A 17675-nucleotide genomic window follows, 5' to 3' on the forward strand; every position below is an offset into this window, starting at 1 on the left:
CGTTCAAATCACCGCTTCGATCAGGAAAGGCCCGCGGCGCTTCAGCCCTTCCTGCAAGGCGCGCGCGAATCCTTCCACCGTGTCCACGCTGACGGCTTCCACGCCCATGCCGCGCGCAAGATGCGTCCAGTCCAGATGGGGCTCCTGCAGGTCCAGCATGCGGCGGGCGTTGCGGCCCGGCTCTTTCACGCCCACGTTCTTCATTTCGCCGTGCAGCGTGGCGTACGAACGGTTGGCCAGGATCACCGTGAGGCAGTCCAGGCTCTCGCGCGCCTGCGTCCACAGCGCCTGCAGGGTGTACATGCCGCTGCCGTCGGCCTGCAGCGTGACGACCTTGCGGTCCGGGCAAGCCACCGCGGCGCCGGTCGCCAGCGGCAGGCCGATGCCGATGGCGCCGCCCGTCAGCATCAGCCAATCGTGCGGCGCGCTGCTGACGCTGTAGATGGGGAATTCACGGCCCTGCGTGATGGACTCGTCGCACACGATGGCCTGCTCGGGCAGCATGTGCGCGACCAGGATGTTCACGGCCGCGCCGGTCAGCTTTCCGGATTGGGGCACCTCGTAGCTGGCAGCCGGCGCCGCCAGGCGCGGCGCGTCCGCCGCGATGCCCAGTTCGTCGGCCAGCCATTCCAGCGCGTGCGCGAGGTCCTGGTCGGCGGTGGCCAGAACGACCTGGTTGCAGTCAGCGGGGGCCAACAGGCTGGGCTTGCCCGGATAGGCGAAGAAGCCGACTGGCGACTTCGCGCCCACCAGCACCAGATGCCGGACGTCCTTCAGCTTGGCCACGGCCAGGTCGATCGGATAGGGCAGACGGTCGACCGGCGTGCGGGAGCCGCCGCGCTCGACGCGGCGGTTAGAAGTTTCGGACACCAGGCGCGCACCAGTGGCGCGCGCGATGCGGCCTGCGGCATTGAGCGCGCGCTCGCGCAGCGCGGCGCCGCCCAGCATCAGCGTCACGACTTCGCCGGAACGGATCGCGGCCGCCGCGGCTCGCACCGCTTCCGCGGTGGTCTGGATCAACGGCGCGGTCAGGGCCAGCACCGGCTGGGCCGCGCTATCGGGCAGCTCGGTCCAGGCGGTATCGGCCGGCAGGATCAGCGTGGCGACATTGCCCGGCGATTGCCGCGCCACGCCGACGGCCTCGGCCGCGTCGGCGGACAGCGCGGCGGCCGTCATCGTGCGCTTGACCCAGTGCGACATCGGGCGCGCCACGCCTTCGACATCGCTGGTCAGCGGCGCGTCGTACTGGACGTGATAGGTGGCGTGGTCGCCCACGATGTTCACCATAGGCGTGCGCGCGCGCTTGGCGTTGTGCAGGTTGGCCAGGCCGTTGCCCAGCCCCGGCCCCAGGTGCAGCAACGTGGCGGCCGGCTTGTCTGCCATGCGCGCGTAGCCGTCGGCGGCGCCCGTCACCACGCCTTCGAACAGGCCCAGCACGCAACGCATTTTGGGCTTGCGATCCAGGGCCGCCACAAAGTGCATTTCCGAGGTGCCGGGATTCGCAAAGCAAACGTCCACATCGTTGGCAAGCAAGGTGTCGCAAAGGCTGTCTGCGCCGTTCATCGTGTTTCCCTATTCGTTATCAATGGCTTGCGGGCGCGCCGTCGCGGCCGCGTGATGGACATCATAGGTAGCCCGGACGGGGCGGGATGGAACCATTTCAGCCCGCCCGCATGGAACCATTCCCGCCACATTCCGCCAGCCGGAACAAACCGGCGGAATGCCCGCGCGAAAGCCGCCCGCAGGGGACGGCCGCCGCCCTCAAGCCAGTATCTGGCCCAGGAACGCCTGCGCCCGCTCGGAACGCGGCGCGCGGAAGAAATTGTCCGGCGTATCCGCCTCCACGATCGCGCCCTGGTCCATGAACACGACTCGGTCGCCCACTTCGCGCGCGAAACCCATTTCGTGCGTCACGCACACCATGGTCATGCCGTCCCGCGCCAAGGCGACCATGGTGTCCAGCACTTCCTTGACCATCTCCGGATCCAGCGCGGAAGTCGGTTCGTCGAACAGCATGATCTTGGGCTGCATGCAGAGGGCGCGCGCGATCGCCACGCGCTGCTTCTGGCCGCCCGACAACTGGCCCGGGTACTTGGCCGCGTGCTGCGGGATCTTGACGCGTTCCAGATAGTCCATCGCGCAGGATTCGGCCTGCGCCTGCGGCACGCCCTTGACCAGCATCGGCGCCAGCGTGCAGTTCTCGAGCACGGTCAGGTGCGGGAACAGGTTGAAATGCTGGAACACCATTCCGACCTCGGCGCGGATGCGCTCGATGTTCTTCACGTCTTCGTTCAGCTCGATGCCGTCGACGACGATGCGGCCCTTCTGATGTTCCTCCAGCCGGTTCAGGAGCCGTATGGTGGTGGATTTTCCGGAGCCGGACGGGCCGCAGAGGATCAGTTTTTCCCCAGGCAGCACATCCAGCTCCAGTTCGTCCAGCACCTGGAAGTCGCCATACCATTTGCATACGCCCTGCATCGTGATGATAGGGGCGGGAACGTTCAATCCATCCATCGCGTCAGGCCTTCGAAATGTCGTGGTTTTCGCCGGCGCCGCTCCAGTAGCCCGGCACGGTCAGGCGCTTTTCGGAACGGCGGAACAGATACGACAGGACGCTGCACATCGCGAAGTAGATGACGCCCACCATCGTGTAGACCGTCAGCGCCTGGAACGTGGCGCCGGCCAGCATTTCGCCCGCCCGCATCAGTTCATAGACGCTGATGACGGCGACCAGCGAGGTTTCCTTGATCAGCACCAGCGCATAGTTGCCCAGGGCCGGGAACACCGTGCGCAGCGCCTGCGGCAGGACGATGCGGCGCAAACGCTGCACCTTGCGCAGCCCCAGCGCGCGGGCCGCTTCGTACTGGCCGGTGTCCACCGACTGGATGCCGCTTCTGAAGAGTTCCGCCAGATAGGCGCCGAAATTGAGGGTCAGGCCCAGCACGCCGGCGACGAAGCCGTTGATCACCACGCCCATTTCCGGCAGGCCGTAGTAGATGTAGAACAGCTGCAACAGCAGCGGCGTGCCCCGTATCACGTCGATGTAGAACCGCGCGACCCGGCTCAGCACCGGAGAGGGCGAAAGACGGCAAAGACAGACGACCAGGCCCAGCGCCACCGCCAGGAAAGCCGAAGTGAAAAACAGCGCCAGGGTCCAGACCGTGCCCTCGGCCAGGGGAGTCAGGTACATGCGCAGGGTAGCGAGATCCAAGACGTGCTCCTTGTCCGTGCGGTTGCGGGCTTACTTGCTGATCAGGTCCGACACGCCCCACTTCTGTCCGATCGCGGCCAGTTCGCCGTTCTTCTTCATCTCGGCCAGCGCCGAGTTCACGGCTTCCAGCAGCGCCGCATTGCCCTTCTGCACGGCCATGCCCACCTGCCATTTGCGCTGGGGCTGATAGCCCGTGTCGAGCTTCACGCCAGGAATGTTCTTGGTCTTGATCTGATAGATGATGCTGGGCGGATCCACGATGCCCAGGTCGATGCGGCCGGCGCGCACGTCGGCCAGCAGCGTGGAGTAATCCTGGTAGGTGGAGACCTTGGTGCCGGGCATGTCCTTGATCATGTTGAACTGCACCGAATCCACCAGTACGCCGACGCGCCTGCCCTTCATGTCCTCGAACTTGCCGTACTTCCTGTCGGCCTTGTCGCTGACCACGACGCCCTCGCCCCATTCATAGACCGGCGCGGAAAAGTCGATGGCCTTGGCGCGCTCCTCCGTAATGAAAAGCGGCGCGGACATGACATCGGCGCGGCCGGAGGTCAGTGTGGGGATCAGTCCGGAGAACGGCACATCGGAGAGTTCGTCCGCAACCTTCAGGTGCTTGGCCACGGCCGCCGACACGTCCACCATGATGCCTTCGAGCTGGTTGGACTTCGGGTTCTTGAAGCCATGCGGCGGCGCCGATGCGGTCGTAACGACATTGAGGGTCTTGTCCGCGCGGACTTCGTCCAGCGTGCGCGCCTGCGCGCCGGACTGGATGAGCAGGCCGGCAGCCGCCAGGCCCAGCAGGATGGATTTGAGCTTCATCGTTTTTCCCCTTGGATGAAATTGGATGGCAAGGCCTTGCCGGCTCAGGCCGGACGCCCCTGCGGGTACTGCTGCACTGCTGCCGCCGCCAACGCGCAGAATTCCTGCATGACGGTGGCCGCCAGGAAGGCCGTGGCGCCCTGCACGTCCTGTGGAGGCGATACGGTGTTGACGTCGAACGCCACGAAGTTCAGGCCCGCGAGCTGGCGCAGCAGCGCCAGCCCTTCCTTGGGCGACAGCCCTCCCCACTCCGGCGTGCAGACGCCCGGCGCGCAGGAGGGATCGAAAATATCCATGTCGAAACACAGGTAGACCGGCCGCTGGCCGATGCGCCGCTTGATGTCGGCAAGCGCGGCCTGCTGGTCCCGGTCGAAATCCTCGTAGGGCAGGATCGTGTAGCCGACCTCGCGGCCGAACTCCAGCACGCCCGGCATGAACGAACTGCCCCGCGTGCCCACGTGGAAACTGGAGGCCACGTCCAGCAGGCCCTCTTCCGCCGCCCGCGTGAACGTGGTGGCGGTGTTGTAGCCGGGGATGGGATAGGTGTCGGTGTGCGAATCGAAATGCAGCACCACGAGATCCGGATGGCGCCGTCCCACCGCGCGCAGTTGCGGCAACGTCACCGCGCCGTCGCCGCCCATCGAAATGGGAATCGCGCCCCGGTCGAGGATGGCGCCGATGCCGGCCTCGATCAGCGGATAGGAGGCGTCGGGGTCGCCCGGATGGCAGGCCACGTTGCCCACGTCGATGGCGCGCAGGAATTCGGGCGGATTGTCGATGCCGTTGCGTCGAAAGATGTCGACGGGGCGCAATAGCCTCGATTGCTCGCGGATGGCGTCGGGCCCCTGGCGCGACCCCACGCGGAACGGATGCGTGCCGCAATCGAAGGGGATGCCCACCACGCAGGCTCGCGCCTCGCCCGTTCCGGCGGCGCGGGCGGACGGCAGGCCCATGAATCCCGAGACGGGATGGAAACAGACTTCGGCTGACTGCTGCACAACGCGGCTCCCGTGCGGCGTCCGGGCGGTGAAGACCGGACTATTTAGATTCAACTGAATCGCTATGCGATACGATTATGTCGAAATAAGAGTATCAAGTCCGAACGGGAGCCGCCAATTAGGGAGTTTCCCCTAATGGTCGGAAAATTAGTTGACTGAAAATATCGGGATTAGAGTCCGTCGGCTTCCAGCGGCGCGCCGCGCGAGGCGCCTCCCGGAGGCTCCATTTCGTAGAACGGACGCGTGCGGCCCAGGGTGCGCGATGCGCTGATGGCGTGTGCGGTTTCCATGACCTGCGGACCGAATACGGCTTGCGCCTGTTCGAACGACCAGCGGCTGGACGGCACCGAAACGTTCACCGCTCCCACCGGCGTGCCCCCGGCGTCCAGCACGGCGGCGCTGACCGTAATGTCGCCCGGATAAAACTCGCCGTTGGAGCGCGCATAGCCGTGGCGTCGCGCGAATTCCAGTTCGGCCAGCAACGCATCCATGTCCGTGATCGTGCCCACCGTGTATGCCTTGCGATCGCAGCGTTCCAGCAGCCCGCGCGCCACGGGCTCGTCCAGCCTGGCCAGCACCGCGCGGCCCGCCGCCGTGCAATACAAGGGCAGCCGCATGCCGACCGGCATGTTCACGAACATTTCCTTGTGAGTCGCGAAACGCGCCACGTACACCATGTCCAGCCCATCGGGCTCGGCCAGGCTGCAGGTCTCCTGGCTATTGCGGTTCAGCATGTGCAGAAAGGGATTGCCTCCCAGCACCAGCGGGCTGGTCTGCACATACTTCATGCCCAGCTCCAGGGACCACGGCGCCAGCGAGAACTTCTTGCTGACCGGATCCTTGCGCAAATAGCCCAGCGTCCAGAGCGTATGGGCGAACCGCTGGACCGAACTCTTGCTCAGGCCGGTCGCGTCGGCCAGCTCTGGCAAGGTCATGGCCGGCTGCCCCTCGCTGAACGCGCGCAGGACGGAAACGCCGCGTGCAAGTGCGGTGATGAACAGGGGGGAGTCCTCGGCGTTTCGGGTCGGTATCATGGCGCAGCGCGTCCGGTGGGAAAGCGCATAGCGTACCGTATTACGGTGTGTGCATATCGCACTGCGAATCATGGGCACCGTAAAACGCGGCAGCGTCCGCTTGCCCGGGTTCCATGCAAAAAAAAGCCCAGGCGCATGCCTGGGCCGCGCGTCACGCCAGCAGGCGCGTCAACGGATCGGCCACGGATACATGGCGCCGCCCTTGCTCCACAGCGCGTTCGTGCCGCGTTGCAGGCCCAGCTTGCTGTCCTTGCCGACGTTGCGCTCGAAGACTTCACCGTAGTTGCCCACGGCCTTGATCGCGTTATAGGCCCACTTTTCATCCAGGCCCATGTTCTTGCCGGCGCCCGGCGTCACGCCCAGAATGCGCGAAACGTTCGGGTTTTTGCTCTTGAGCATCTCGTCGACGTTCTTTTGCGTGATGCCGTATTCTTCGGCCTCCATCAGCGCGAACAACGTCCAGCGCACGATGCCCAGCCAGTTTTCGTCGCCCTGCCGGACCATCGGTCCGAGCGGCTCCTTGGAGAAGCGTTCGGGCAGGATTTCGTAGTCGTCAGGATTGGCGACCTGCGTGGCGCGCACGGCGGCGAGCTGGGAAGAGTCGTCGGTGAATGCATCGCAGCGCCCGGATTCGAAGGCCCGCACGACCTCCGTCACCTTGTCGATCACGACCGGCTTGAACTCGATGTTGTTCGCGCGGAACCAGTCCGCCAGATTGAGTTCGGTGGTGGTGCCCGGCTGGACGCAGACCGTGGCGCCGTTGAGCTCCTTCGCGCTCTTTACGCCCAGCTTCTTGCTCACCAGGATGCCTTGGCCGTCATAGAAGCTGGCGGCGACGGCCGACAGGCCCAGCGAGGTGTCGCGCGTCTGCGTCAGCGTGACGGTGCGCAGCAGCACGTCCACTTCGCCCGATTGCAGCGCGGTGAAGCGCTGCTGGGTGGACAGGGCAGTCCCCTTGAATTTGCTCGGATCACCGAACACGGCCGCGGCGACCGCGCGGCAGATGTCCACGTCCATGCCTTCCCATTCGCCCTTGCTGTTCGTCGCCGAGAAGCCCGAGACCCCGTCGGTCAGGCCGCATTGGACGAATCCCTTTTTCTTCACCGCATCCAGGGTGGGACCCGCCACCGCCGCCTGGGATGCGCAAGCCAGGGCAAGGGCGCTGGCTGCAAACAAGATGGACCGCTTCATTATTGTCTCTCCTGAGATGGATGCCGCGCCGGCTTGTAAGCCGGCCGCGGTTGAAACCAGGCCCAGCTTTACAGGGCCGGCCGCCAGATTAAGCCATGTCCACGGCGTGAACAACGCGACGCGGCCTAGTGGAAACCCGAGGGAAATGCCGGCTTGCGGGCGGGTTTTCCAACTGTCCGGTGATCGAACTTTATTGCCCGGCCGAGCGGCTCGCGCGTCTTGGCCTGCGTGCCATACTTTTTTTGCGCTTTGGCGGTTAGCCGTCACTGCCGCCACCGCTAAAAACAGGGCGCGCCAGCCTGGACCCGGACGCGCATCCATAGTCGGCCGATTCATGGAGGAGACAGATTCCATGGCATATGCAAGCAAACCGCGGCTTCGCCGCCGCACCCTGAAGACCCTGTTGTGCGTTGTCCTGACCGCCTCGGGACTGGCCGCCGGCTCCGCCCACGCGGCGGACGACTGGCCGAGCAAACCCATCAAGATCATCGTGCCCTACACGCCCGGCGGATCGACCGACATCGTCACCCGCATCGTGATGGAGAAACTGGGCCCGCGCCTGAAACAGACCATCGTCGTGGAGAACCGGCCCGGCGCCAACAGCAGCGTGGGTTCGGCCATGGCCGCCAAGGCGGAACCCGACGGCTACACCTTCCTCTCCATGCTGCCGGCCTACATCATCAACTTCCACCTGTACAAGCTGACCTACAGCCCGGCCGACCTGACGCCGGTGGTGCAGATGGCCGACCTGCCGCTGTTCCTGTTCGTTGCCGATGACCTGCCTGTGAAAACCGTGGCGGACCTGGTCGCCTATGCCCGCAAGAATCCGGACAAACTGACCTACGCCTCCAGCGGCAACGGATCCAGCGCGCACCTGACCGGCGCCGACTTCGCCCTGCAAAGCAAGATCACGATGACGCACGTGGCCTACAAGGGCAGCGCCCCCATCCTGACCGACCTGCTGGGCGGGCGCGTATCCATGGTGTTCGACCCCATCCTGGTGCCGATGCAATACGTGAAGCAGAACCGCCTGAAGGCGCTGGCGTTCACCGGCAAGGAACGGTGGCCTACCGAGCCCGATATTCCCACCATGGAGGAAGCCGGCCTGCCCGGCTTCGTCACCGGCTCCTGGGCAGGGCTGATGGCGCCCGCGAACACGCCCAAGCCCATCATCGAACGCATGGCGCGCGAGATCAGCGAGATCGTCAAGGAGCCCGACGTCAGGCAGAAATTCCTGGACGCCGGCTTCCTGCCCGCGGGCGGCACCACCGAGCAATTCGCGGCGCTGATGAAAAAGGACTCGGAGCGGTACGCCGAGATCATCAAACAGGCGCACATCACCGTGAACTGAATGCGGCGGGCGCGCCCGCCGCGCCCGTCCCGGACGGGACCCACCATGATCGACAAGTTTTTCGATACCCCCGAGGCGGCCGTCTCGGACATCCACGACGGCGCCACCGTGCTGGTCGGCGGTTTCGGCGGCGCGGGCATGCCCACGGAGCTGATCCACGCCCTGATCGAACAGGGCGCGCGCGAGCTCACCGTCGTCAGCAACAACGCGGGCAACCACGAAACCGGCCTGGCCGCGCTGATCAAGGCCGGACGCGTGCGCAAGGTGATCTGCTCGTTTCCCAAGGCGTCGCACTCCTGGGTGTTCGACGGCCTGTACCGCGAGGGCCGCATCGAACTCGAATGCGTGCCCCAGGGCACGATCGCCGAACGCCTGCGGGCGGCCGGCGCCGGGCTGGGCGGCTTCTTCACGCCCACCGCCTACGGCACGGAGCTGGCGCAGGGCAAGGAGACCCGCATCATCGACGGCCGCGGCCATGTCTTCGAGCGGCCCCTGCACGGCGACTTCGCGCTGGTGAAGGCGGATCAGGCAGACCGCTGGGGCAACCTCACCTACAACAAGAGCGCGCGCAACTTCGGACCCATCATGTGCATGGCGGCCAAGGTCGCGATCGCGCAGGTGCGGGCCAAGGTCGAACTCGGCGCATTGCCGCCCGAGGCCATCGTCACGCCCGGCATCTTCGTCAAGCGCGTCACCCAGGTGGCCGACGCCGCCTTCTCCAGCTGAGGAAGCCCATATGTTCCAACCCTTGACCCGCGAGGCCATGGCGCGCCGCCTGGCGCTGGACATCCCCGACGGCAGCTACGTCAACCTGGGCATCGGCATGCCCGTGCTGGTAGCCGCGCACCTGCCGCCGGGCCGCGAGATCGTGCTGCACAGCGAAAACGGCATCTTGGGCATGGGTCCTCCGCCGCCGGAGGCCGGCCTCGACCTGGACCTGATCAACGCCGGCAAGCAGCCAGTGACCCTGCTGGAGGGCGGTTCGTACTTCCACCATGCGGATTCGTTCGCGATGATGCGCGGCGGCCATCTGGACATCTGCGTCATGGGCGGCATGCAGGTGGCCGCCAACGGCGACCTGGCCAACTGGTCGCTCGGCCGTGCCGGCGAGGCGCCGGCCGTGGGCGGCGCGATGGACCTGGCCGTGGGCGCGCGCAGCGTCTACATCATGATGGAGCACAACGCCAAGAACGGCGATCCGAAGATCGTCGGGCGCTGCGCCTACCCGCTGACGGGCGCGGGCGTGGTCGACCGCATCTATACCGACCTGGCCGTCATCGACGTGACGCCCGACGGATTGCGGGTCCGGGATATGATCGACGGCATGACCCTGAAAGAACTGCAGGCGCGCACCGGCGCGCCCCTGCGCGCGGACTGATGCGGCCCAATCTTCCCCCTCCCGGCTACGCCGCGCCGCCGGCGGCGGAAGACCATCCCGACCAGTTGCGCGGCGATCCGGACTACATGCTCACGCTGGCCCGCGGCCTGCACGTGATCCGCGCGTTCGGCACGCGCCGCCAGCCGCAGACCGCCGCCGAGCTGAGCCGCCGCGCGGGCCTGCCCCGCGCCGTCGTGCAGCGCTGCCTGCACACGCTCATCCTGCTGGGCATGGCCGAGCAGCACGGCCGGCTGTATGTGCTGACGCCCCGCATCCTGAGCCTGGGCTATGCGTACTTTTCGTCGACGCCATTCGTGTCGCTGGCGCAGCCCGTGCTGGAAGAGCTCAGCGCCACGGTGAACGAGACCTGCGCGCTGGCCATCATGGAAGGCCACGAAATGCTGTACCTGGCGCGCTCCGAGGTCAACCGCCTGCTCGCCACCTCGATGGGCCTGGGTAGCAGGCTGCCGGCCTACTGCACCTCCATCGGGCGCGTGCTGCTGGCGGAATTGCCCGAACCCGCCCTCGCCCGCTACTTCGCCGCAACGGAACTGCAGCCCTACACCGAATTCACCGTGATCGCCGAAGACAAGCTGCGCGCCGAGCTCGCTCGCATCCGGGAGCAGGGCTACGCGGTCGTCGACCAGGAGCTGGAATTGAATGTGCGCGCCATCTCGGTGGCCGTGCGCTCGGCCAGCGGCAAGGCCTGCGGAGCGGTGAACGTCAGCGTGAAGGCCGCCAGGGTGCCGTTGAGCCGGCTGACCGAGGAATTCCTGCCGCCCCTGCGGCAGGCCGTGGAACGGATAGGGGAATTCCTGGCGGCGTGACCGGTAGGATGGGTGAAGCGCGAGATACTCTGCACAAGAATACCGCCCTCCAGCGCGCGAAACCCATGCTGCCGTGAGCGGACGGCGCCTGGCAGCGGCTTGAAAACAGTCTTCCACGGCCGCATGGGTTTCGCGCGCTGAAGAGCAGAGTTCTAGCTTAAGAACTCTCGCGCTTTACCCATCCTACAGGTCTGTCGTATCCAGAGTGAAGGCGGCGGCGGCGCGGCCGATGCGGTCGTTGACGGCGTGCCAGTCGTCGGTGGCGGGCGGCGCCTGCACGATGATGCGCGCGTAGCCCTGTTTGTCCAGGTCGCGCAGCAGTCCGTACAGCGCCTGCGCGTAGCGCGCCGGGTCTGCGGGCACGGGCTGCCATTGCACGCGCGGGTCCAGCACGGCCGGCGCGTCTCCGTAGGCCACCACGACCACCCGGCCTAGCGGCAGGTCGCGGCCCTGCTCCACGGCGTGCAGCCGCTCATCCGTGGCCAGCTCCAACGCGGTGCGCGGCGCGTAGTGCGCCTTCAGCGTGCCCGAGGCGCGCGGCGCCGCCGCGTCCGGGGCGAACACCTGCACGCCCAGCACGGCTTCGATCTGCGCGGCGCTGATGTGGCCGGGACGCAGCAGCACCGGGCCCGCGCCGCGGTCCAGGCGCGACAGGTCCAGGATGGTGGATTCGATGCCGACCTCCGAGGCGCCCCCTTCCAGCACCGGCATGCCGGCCGCGACTTCCTCGGGGAATTCACTGCGCACGTGCTCGGCCCGCGTGGGCGACACCTGGCCGAATTTGTTGGCGGACGGCGCGGCCACGCCGCCCTGCCCGTTCGGCTTGCCGGCCGCGAAGGCCGCCAGCAGAGCCTGCGCCACCGGATGCGAAGGACAGCGGATGCCGATGCTGTCCTGGCCGCCGCTTACCGTGTCGGCGATGTGCGGCGCGCGCTTGAGAATCAGGGTGAGGGGGCCGGGCCAGAAGGCGTCGATCAGCAGGCGCGCCTCCGGCGGCACTTCCGCCGCCCAGTACGACAGGTCGCCTTGCGGGGCGATGTGCACGATGACGGGATGGTTGGAAGGGCGGCCCTTGGCCGAGTAGATCCGCGCCACCGCTTGCGGGTTTTCCGCGTCCGCGCCCAGGCCGTAGACGGTCTCGGTGGGAAAAGCGGCCAGTTCGCCGTCCAGCAGGCGCTGGACGGCTTGGGCGATCTCGGCCGCGCTGGCGGAATCCGATGGGGGCTGGGAGTTCATCGGAGCCGCGCTTACTCGGGAGCCAGCATGCCCAGCGCCGCCGCCACGCGGGCGGCGTCGTCACGGGCCTGCTGCAAGGTGGGAGCCACGATGGTGATGTGGCCCATCTTGCGGCCGCGGCGCGCCTCGCGCTTGCCGTACAGGTGGAGCTTGGCCGTGGGCACCGCCAGCGCCGCGGCCCAATCGGGTTCGCGCTGCGCCGTAGCGGTGGCCGACGGGTACCAGATGTCGCCCAGGATGTTCAGCATGACCGCGGGCGCCAGCAGGTCCGTGCCGCCCAGCGGCAGGCCTGCCATGGCGCGCGCCTGCTGCTCGAACTGGCTGGAAAGGCAGGCGTCCATCGTGTAGTGGCCGCTGTTGTGCGGGCGCGGCGCGATTTCGTTGACGATCAGGCTGCCGTCCTTCAGCACGAAGAACTCCACGCACAGCACGCCGTGGTAACCCAGGCCCTGCGCGATGGACTGAGCCGCCTGCGTGGCGCGGGCCTGGCGTTCGGCATGGGCCGCGTCCTGCTGGACCGGCGCGGCCGTGGAAACCGCCAGAATACCGTCGCGATGCACGTTGCGCGCCACGGGGAACACCACGCTGGCGCCGTCGAAGCCGCGCGCGAGAACGACCGAGATCTCGTAGTCCAGCGGCATCAGCGCTTCCAGCACGCAGGCCACGCCGCCGAATTCAGCGAAAGCGGCCAGCGCCTCGTCGCGCGTGGAGATGCGGGCCTGGCCCTTGCCGTCGTAGCCCAGGCGGGCCACTTTCAGGATGCCGGGAAACAGGCTGTCCGGCGCGGCGCGCAGGTCGGCCTCGCTGCGGATGGCCGCATGCGGCGCCACCGGAATGCCCTGCGAGGCGATGAAGGTCTTTTCGGCGATGCGGTCCTGCACGATGGCCACGGCGTCGCCCGCGGGGCTCACGCGGCAGCGCGTGGCGAGCGTGCGCAGGCTGTCCGCGGGCACGTTCTCGAATTCGGTGGTCACGGCCTGGCAGGTCTGCGCGAGGCGGGCCAGCCCGTCCTCGTCGTCGTAGGCGGCCTGGATATGCAGGTCGGCCACCATGCCCGCCGGGCACTCGGCCGCCGGATCCAGCACCGCGACCTTATAGCCCAGGCTTTGCGCCGCGTGGCAGAACATGCGGCCCAGTTGGCCGCCCCCCAGCATGCCCAGCCAGCCGCCGGGCGCAATCATGAAAGCAGTGGATTGAGTCATTCTTATCAGGCCTCGGGCGGAACCTTCATGTCGCGCGCGGCCTGCGTCTGACGGGCGCGGAAGGCCACCAGCTTCTTGTGCAGGCCGGCGTCCGTGCCCGCCAGGGTGGCGATCACGTGCAGCGCCGCGTTGGCGGCCCCGGCTTCGCCGATTGCGAAGGTGGCCACCGGCACGCCCTTGGGCATCTGCACGATGGACAGCAGCGAGTCTTCGCCGCGCAGGTACTTGGACGGCACCGGCACGCCGAACACCGGCACTTCGGTCAGCGCCGCCATCATGCCCGGCAGATGCGCCGCGCCGCCGGCGCCGGCGATGATGCCGCGCAGCCCGCGCCCATGCGCGGCGGCGCCGTACTCCGCCATGTCCTGCGGCATGCGATGCGCGGAGATCACGCGCGCCTCGTAAGGCACGCCGAAGTCCTCCAGCATGGTGACGGCGTTCTTCATGACCTCCCAGTCGCTGGAAGAACCCATAATCACGCCCACCACTGGGGTGGCCTCGGCCGCTGCGGAAGTCTTGGCTGTCATAACCGGTGTCTGAAGTTGAGACCGCGGCGCAAGGCCGCGGAGAGTCGGAGAACCGCGGAACCAGGCCGCGAAACCGGGTATTTTAACCGGGAGGACGCGCGGCTACCGCGCGGCGCTGGAATCCAGCCACAGATAGCTGGTGGGATCGTCCGGGCAGGGCCCGAAGCCGCATTCCAGCGTGGTGCTGCCGACGTTGGCCAGCGTGGCGATGAAAAACAGGGCCATGACCAGGACGCCCAGCACCGACACCGGCTTTTTCAGCATGCTGTCGCCCCACTTCCGGTCGGCCGACAGCATGATCGCGCAGAACGCGATGATGGCCACGAAGGCGACGAACGCCCAGGTATAGAAGTGCAGGCCGAGAAACGGGGCGCCGTAGCCGGGGTCCCCCGGCGCGATGTGCAGAAGCACCTGCCGGCCCGAGGCCAGCATGCCGCCCAGCGCGGCCGCGATGCTCATGGCGTAGTGCATGGGCGACGGACCCAATCGCAGGTTCAGCAGAAAACCCACGCCCGCCAGGATCAGGGCCACGCGTTGCAGCAGGCACAGGGGGCATGGCAGCTCGCCATAGGCGAACTGCCAGAAGAACGCCATGGCCAGCGCCGTGGTGACGCCCAGCAGCGCCAGGCCATTCAGGATGCGCGAGCCGCGCGCGGGATTGCGGGAGAAGATCATCGCCCGGCCCTTAGAACGACAGCGCCAGCGGGCTGGTCATGTGGTATTGGCACCAGGCGGCGAAGATCGCCAGGGTGAGCAGCCAGAAGGTCACGCAGGGGCGGCGCTTTCCAAGCATCCCGAACCACACGGCGACCAGGCCGGTCAGGAAAGGCAACATCATTACCATGCGTAGCGCTCCTTTCTGGGTCGTCCCGATACAAGCAGCCGAAAAGTATAACGTAACAATACGCAATAAATGTTATCGAATACCCGAAACAAGCCCGTATCCGCGTCTCACGGGCGAAAAAAAACCGCTCGGCGCCGAGCGGTTTCCTTTTTGCCTTGGGGAAGCGCCCCGGTCAGGCGATCAGGCGGTCCAGGGCTTCGCGGTACTTGGCGGCCGTTTTTTCCAGGACGTCCTTGGGCAGGCGCGGCGCGGGCGGCGTCTTGTCCCAGGTCTGGGTTTCCAGCCAGTCGCGCACGAACTGCTTGTCGAACGACGGGGGGCTGATGCCCACGCGGTAGCCGTCGGCGGGCCAGAAGCGCGAGGAATCGGGCGTCAGAACTTCGTCCATCAGGTACAGCGTGCCGTCGTCATCCAGGCCGAACTCGAACTTGGTGTCGGCAATGATGATGCCCTTGGTGGCCGCGAACTTCGACGCCTCGGTGTAGAGCTTGAGCGTCACTTCGCGGATGCGCTCGGCCATTTCCTGGCCGACTTCCTTGACCACGTGCGCGAAGTCCACGTTTTCGTCGTGCATGCCGAATTCGGCCTTGGCCGCCGGCGTGAAAATGGGTTCCGGCAGCTGGCTGGCCTGCTGCAGGCCGGCGGGCAGTTCGATGCCGCAGACCGAGCCCGTGGCCTGGTAGTCCTTCCAACCCGAACCGATCAGGTAGCCGCGGGCGACCGCTTCCACCAGGATGGGCTTGAGCCGCTTGACCACGACGGCGCGGCCGCGCACCTGGTCGACTTCATCCGGCGCCACCACGTCTTCGGGCTTCACGCCCGTGGAGTGGTTCGGCAGGATGTGGGCCAGCTTCTGCAGCCAGAACTCGGTCAACTCGGTCAGGACCTGCCCTTTGCCGGGGATGGGGTCGTCGAGGATCACGTCGAAGGCGGAGATGCGATCCGACGCGACGATCAGCAACTTGTCGTCGCCCACCGCGTACATATCGCGCACCTTACCGCGGCCCAGCAGCGGCAAGGACTTGATGCTGGATTGATGCAAAGCAGAAGTCACGGGAAATGGCCTATGGCAATAATGAAGATTCCCGCCTCGGGCAGGCGCCAGGGCGGGAAATAGAACGGAATCCGGGAACCGCGGGCAGGGCCGGCGCGGGGCGCGGTCCTGCAAAGCGCATAGGTTACTGCAAATGGGCCGGTTTTGCCGGCCCCCCGGACAAGCCGGAGCCGGCCCGCCCTCCCCTCGACGCCGCCCGGCGCCCGGGTTAGGCTGTGGTCTCCCACAATGCGCGCCGACCGCCGCTGGCGTTACGGCGCTGATCCAGTGCCTGTGCGCAGGCCGCAAGCCGGAGACAAAGCCGTATGCAGGATGCTTCCCTCAAACGCAGCGCCCACGCCGACGCGCAGGTGCACTTGACCGGCGGCTGCCAGTGCGGCGCCATCCGCTATGCCGTCACCGACGAGCCTATCTCGGCCGCCACCTGTCATTGCCGGGACTGCCAGTATTCCAGCGGCGGCGCCCCGGCCCACGCATTGATCTTCTCCGCCGGCTCCATCACCCTATTGCGCGGCCAGCCCAAGGAACACCGCTACCGCGGGGATTCGGGCCACACCGTCATGCGCAGCTTCTGCGCGGACTGCGGCACGCCGCTGTTCGGAAGCTCGGCGGGCATGGGCTATGAGGTGCTGCGGGCAGGCTCGCTGGACGATCCCGAAGCCTTCCACGCCCGAGTCAGCCTCTGGACCGGCTCGGCCCCGTCCTGGCATCACGTGGACCGCAGCGTGCCGCACTTCCCCCGCAACGCCCCGGCCCCCTAGCGAGAAAAATCGCAAAAAAAGAGCGGGTCCGCGAGGACCCGCCCTTTTCAATCCGTGGCCCCGGCAGCCGGGGCCTGGACGATGCTTACTGGACCACCTGGGCCAGCTTGCCCGAGGCGTACTGGGCGGCGATTTCGGTCAGCGGCAGCGCCTTGATCTTGCTGGCGTTGCCGGCGGTGCCGAACTGCGTGTAGCGGGCGACACAGATGGCCTTGGCGGCGGCGCGGGCCGGCTTCAGGTATTCGCGCGGGTCGAACTTCTCCGGGTTTTCGGCGAAGAAGCGGCGGATCGCGCCCGTCATGGCAAGGCGGATATCGGTGTCGATATTTATCTTGCGCACGCCGTACTTGATGGCTTCCTGGATTTCCTCGACGGGCACGCCGTAGGTTTCCTTCATGTTGCCGCCGAATTCGCGGATCTCGGCCAGCAGTTCCTGCGGCACGCTGGAGCTGCCGTGCATCACCAGGTGGGTGTTGGGCAGGCGGGCGTGGATTTCCTTGATGCGGGAGATCGACAGGATGTCGCCGGTGGGCTTGCGCGTGAACTTGTAGGCGCCGTGGCTGGTGCCGATGGCGATGGCCAGCGCGTCGAGCTGGGTCTTGCGCACGAAGTCGGCGGCCTGCTCAGGATCGGTCAGCAACTGGTCCATGGTGAGCTTGCCGTCGGCGCCGTGGCCGTCTTCCTTGTCGCCCTGCATGGTTTCCAGCGAGCCCAGGCAGCCCAGTTCGCCTTCGACCGTCACGCCCAGCTTGTGGGCGATGTCCACGACCTTCTTGGTCACGTCCACGTTGTAGTCGTAGTCGGCGATGGTCTTGCCGTCTTCCTTGAGCGAGCCGTCCATCATGACGCTGGAGAAGCCCAGGTCGATGGCGCCTTGGCAGATCTTGGGCGACTGGCCGTGATCCTGGTGCATGACCACGGGGATGTGCGGATAGGATTCCACGGCGGCCTGGATCAGGTACTTCAGGAAGCCTTCGCCCGCGTACTTGCGCGCGCCGGCCGAGGCTTGCATGATCACCGGGCTGTCGGTCTCCGCAGCGGCTTCCATGATGGCCTGGACCTGTTCCAGGTTGTTGACGTTGAAAGCGGGAATGCCGTAGCCGTGCTCGGCGGCGTGGTCGAGCAACTGGCGCATGGAGACTAGGGCCATGAGTGGTCCTCCTTAGGTACTGTCTATTGAAAGATGGTTGAAGTCTTGCTGAATGGGGTGATTTTACGGGGGATTCGCCGAAAGGTCTTGCA

At 66.7% G+C, this 17675-nt stretch carries 19 protein-coding genes; 5 read left to right on the forward strand and 14 right to left on the reverse strand.

All coding sequences use genetic code 11. The annotated features are described in order from the left end of the window. Window positions 1-3 precede the first annotated feature (3 nt). From JL37_RS17850 to JL37_RS17880, 7 genes are all read right to left on the reverse strand, one after another. Complete coding sequence (locus JL37_RS17850; RefSeq protein WP_043545912.1) at window positions 4-1563, reverse strand: acetolactate synthase large subunit; 1560 nt, start codon at window positions 1561-1563, stop codon at window positions 4-6. A 198-nt stretch (window positions 1564-1761) separates the two neighbouring features. Next, entirely contained in the window at window positions 1762-2514 is a 753-nt protein-coding gene (locus JL37_RS17855) for an amino acid ABC transporter ATP-binding protein (RefSeq protein WP_043545913.1), read from the reverse strand. Between the two features lie 4 nt (window positions 2515-2518). Next, complete coding sequence (locus tag JL37_RS17860; RefSeq protein WP_043545915.1) at window positions 2519-3211, reverse strand: amino acid ABC transporter permease; 693 nt, start codon at window positions 3209-3211, stop codon at window positions 2519-2521. A 30-nt stretch (window positions 3212-3241) separates the two neighbouring features. Beyond that, complete coding sequence (locus JL37_RS17865) at window positions 3242-4030, reverse strand: ABC transporter substrate-binding protein (RefSeq protein ID WP_043545917.1); 789 nt, start codon at window positions 4028-4030, stop codon at window positions 3242-3244. 44 nt (window positions 4031-4074) lie between these two features. Further along, the gene (locus tag JL37_RS17870; RefSeq protein WP_043546971.1) at window positions 4075-4983 is read right to left on the reverse strand and encodes an arginase family protein; all 909 of its coding nucleotides are present in this window, start codon (window positions 4981-4983) and stop codon (window positions 4075-4077) included. A 215-nt stretch (window positions 4984-5198) separates the two neighbouring features. Beyond that, on the reverse strand, window positions 5199-6059 hold the full coding sequence (locus JL37_RS17875) for an IclR family transcriptional regulator (RefSeq protein ID WP_369798620.1): 861 nt from the start codon (window positions 6057-6059) through the stop codon (window positions 5199-5201). 171 nt (window positions 6060-6230) lie between these two features. Then, window positions 6231-7253, reverse strand: coding sequence for an amino acid ABC transporter substrate-binding protein (locus tag JL37_RS17880; protein WP_043545920.1), 1023 nt, complete (start codon window positions 7251-7253; stop codon window positions 6231-6233). Between the two features lie 352 nt (window positions 7254-7605). On the opposite strand from JL37_RS17880, the gene JL37_RS17885 reads away from it, so the two are divergent. The 4 genes from JL37_RS17885 to JL37_RS17900 are packed head-to-tail and all read left to right on the forward strand — an operon-like array spanning window position 7606 to window position 10809. Further along, window positions 7606-8604: a tripartite tricarboxylate transporter substrate binding protein gene (locus tag JL37_RS17885; RefSeq protein WP_043545921.1), complete on the forward strand. Its 999-nt coding sequence runs from the start codon at window positions 7606-7608 to the stop codon at window positions 8602-8604. A gap of 45 nt (window positions 8605-8649) precedes the next feature. Beyond that, window positions 8650-9330 (forward strand): 3-oxoacid CoA-transferase subunit A, encoded by a 681-nt coding sequence (locus tag JL37_RS17890; RefSeq protein ID WP_043545922.1) that lies wholly within the window; start codon window positions 8650-8652, stop codon window positions 9328-9330. A gap of 10 nt (window positions 9331-9340) precedes the next feature. Continuing rightward, window positions 9341-9982: a 3-oxoacid CoA-transferase subunit B gene (locus tag JL37_RS17895; RefSeq protein WP_043545924.1), complete on the forward strand. Its 642-nt coding sequence runs from the start codon at window positions 9341-9343 to the stop codon at window positions 9980-9982. Continuing rightward, a complete protein-coding gene (locus tag JL37_RS17900) occupies window positions 9982-10809 on the forward strand; it encodes an IclR family transcriptional regulator C-terminal domain-containing protein (RefSeq protein WP_043545925.1) in 828 nt (275 codons plus the stop codon). Before JL37_RS17895 ends, JL37_RS17900 begins: the two co-directional genes overlap by 1 nt. 183 nt (window positions 10810-10992) lie before the next feature. Here the strand turns inward: JL37_RS17900 and JL37_RS17905 are convergent, their stop codons facing one another. The 6 genes from JL37_RS17905 to JL37_RS17930 form a co-directional block, all read right to left on the reverse strand. Next, window positions 10993-12045: an L-threonylcarbamoyladenylate synthase gene (locus JL37_RS17905; protein ID WP_043545926.1), complete on the reverse strand. Its 1053-nt coding sequence runs from the start codon at window positions 12043-12045 to the stop codon at window positions 10993-10995. An 11-nt stretch (window positions 12046-12056) separates the two neighbouring features. Continuing rightward, entirely contained in the window at window positions 12057-13247 is a 1191-nt protein-coding gene (locus JL37_RS17910; RefSeq protein WP_043545927.1) for a 5-(carboxyamino)imidazole ribonucleotide synthase, read from the reverse strand. Between the two features lie 5 nt (window positions 13248-13252). Further along, on the reverse strand, window positions 13253-13774 hold the full coding sequence (purE, locus tag JL37_RS17915) for a 5-(carboxyamino)imidazole ribonucleotide mutase (protein ID WP_043545929.1): 522 nt from the start codon (window positions 13772-13774) through the stop codon (window positions 13253-13255). Between the two features lie 102 nt (window positions 13775-13876). Next, the gene (locus tag JL37_RS17920; protein ID WP_043545930.1) at window positions 13877-14449 is read right to left on the reverse strand and encodes a disulfide bond formation protein B; all 573 of its coding nucleotides are present in this window, start codon (window positions 14447-14449) and stop codon (window positions 13877-13879) included. Between the two features lie 10 nt (window positions 14450-14459). After that, a complete protein-coding gene (locus tag JL37_RS30725) occupies window positions 14460-14618 on the reverse strand; it encodes a DUF5993 family protein (protein WP_043545931.1) in 159 nt (52 codons plus the stop codon). A gap of 172 nt (window positions 14619-14790) precedes the next feature. Next, a complete protein-coding gene (locus tag JL37_RS17930) occupies window positions 14791-15672 on the reverse strand; it encodes a phosphoribosylaminoimidazolesuccinocarboxamide synthase (protein ID WP_043545932.1) in 882 nt (293 codons plus the stop codon). A gap of 305 nt (window positions 15673-15977) precedes the next feature. On the opposite strand from JL37_RS17930, the gene JL37_RS17935 reads away from it, so the two are divergent. Then, window positions 15978-16433, forward strand: coding sequence for a GFA family protein (locus JL37_RS17935; protein ID WP_043545933.1), 456 nt, complete (start codon window positions 15978-15980; stop codon window positions 16431-16433). Between the two features lie 85 nt (window positions 16434-16518). Here JL37_RS17935 and fba read toward each other — a convergent pair whose 3' ends face one another. Next, entirely contained in the window at window positions 16519-17583 is a 1065-nt protein-coding gene (gene fba, locus JL37_RS17940; protein ID WP_043545934.1) for a class II fructose-bisphosphate aldolase, read from the reverse strand. Between the last annotated feature and the right edge of the window lie 92 nt (window positions 17584-17675).

It is taken from the genome of Achromobacter sp. RTa, assembly GCF_000757485.1.
Lineage (GTDB): Bacteria > Pseudomonadota > Gammaproteobacteria > Burkholderiales > Burkholderiaceae_B > Achromobacter.

Bases quoted from the DNA above. Each gene is read 5' to 3' on its own strand.
- JL37_RS17850 (WP_043545912.1), bottom strand. From the start codon at position 1,563: ATGAACGGCGCAGACAGCCTTTGCGACACCTTGCTTGCCAACGATGTG.
- JL37_RS17855 (WP_043545913.1), bottom strand. From the start codon at position 2,514: ATGGATGGATTGAACGTTCCCGCCCCTATCATCACGATGCAGGGCGTA.
- JL37_RS17865 (WP_043545917.1), bottom strand. From the start codon at position 4,030: ATGAAGCTCAAATCCATCCTGCTGGGCCTGGCGGCTGCCGGCCTGCTC.
- JL37_RS17870 (WP_043546971.1), bottom strand. From the start codon at position 4,983: ATGGGCCTGCCGTCCGCCCGCGCCGCCGGAACGGGCGAGGCGCGAGCC.
- JL37_RS17880 (WP_043545920.1), bottom strand. From the start codon at position 7,253: ATGAAGCGGTCCATCTTGTTTGCAGCCAGCGCCCTTGCCCTGGCTTGC.
- JL37_RS17885 (WP_043545921.1), top strand. From the start codon at position 7,606: ATGGCATATGCAAGCAAACCGCGGCTTCGCCGCCGCACCCTGAAGACC.
- JL37_RS17890 (WP_043545922.1), top strand. From the start codon at position 8,650: ATGATCGACAAGTTTTTCGATACCCCCGAGGCGGCCGTCTCGGACATC.
- JL37_RS17895 (WP_043545924.1), top strand. From the start codon at position 9,341: ATGTTCCAACCCTTGACCCGCGAGGCCATGGCGCGCCGCCTGGCGCTG.
- JL37_RS17900 (WP_043545925.1), top strand. From the start codon at position 9,982: ATGCGGCCCAATCTTCCCCCTCCCGGCTACGCCGCGCCGCCGGCGGCG.
- JL37_RS17905 (WP_043545926.1), bottom strand. From the start codon at position 12,045: ATGAACTCCCAGCCCCCATCGGATTCCGCCAGCGCGGCCGAGATCGCC.
- JL37_RS17910 (WP_043545927.1), bottom strand. From the start codon at position 13,247: ATGACTCAATCCACTGCTTTCATGATTGCGCCCGGCGGCTGGCTGGGC.
- purE (WP_043545929.1), bottom strand. From the start codon at position 13,774: ATGACAGCCAAGACTTCCGCAGCGGCCGAGGCCACCCCAGTGGTGGGC.
- JL37_RS17920 (WP_043545930.1), bottom strand. From the start codon at position 14,449: ATGATCTTCTCCCGCAATCCCGCGCGCGGCTCGCGCATCCTGAATGGC.
- JL37_RS30725 (WP_043545931.1), bottom strand. From the start codon at position 14,618: ATGGTAATGATGTTGCCTTTCCTGACCGGCCTGGTCGCCGTGTGGTTC.
- JL37_RS17935 (WP_043545933.1), top strand. From the start codon at position 15,978: ATGCAGGATGCTTCCCTCAAACGCAGCGCCCACGCCGACGCGCAGGTG.
- fba (WP_043545934.1), bottom strand. From the start codon at position 17,583: ATGGCCCTAGTCTCCATGCGCCAGTTGCTCGACCACGCCGCCGAGCAC.